The 242-nt window shown below is 74.0% G+C and carries 1 protein-coding gene; it reads left to right on the top strand.

Annotated elements, in window-relative coordinates; translation table 11 throughout:
* On the top strand, positions 1–242 hold a 242-nt coding region (locus KVT44_RS56705; protein WP_217577121.1), incomplete at both ends, for a hypothetical protein.

The following is a 242-nucleotide window of genomic DNA, read 5'->3' as shown; positions in this document are numbered from 1 at the left end:
CCTGCGACGCCGGGACACGGGCGCCGGGCGCCTCTGGGCGGTCGGTTATCTCTGCGGCACCGCCACGACGTTCGCCTACATCTCGTGGGCGTCCGGCATCGGCGGCGCCGTGGCCATCGCGATCGGCAACGCCTCCTTCGCGCTCACGCCGGCCTTCATCTGGCTGGGGAACCGCCGCTTCAACGATCGGCCCATCGCGCGGCCCGCCGTCATCGTGGCGGTCCTGGCCGTGGGGGCGGTCG

This window comes from Streptomyces sp. GbtcB7 (assembly GCF_019091445.1).
Taxonomy (GTDB): Bacteria; Actinomycetota; Actinomycetes; order Streptomycetales; family Streptomycetaceae; genus Streptomyces; species Streptomyces mirabilis.
This window is presented reverse-complemented; position numbering and strand designations above follow the sequence as displayed.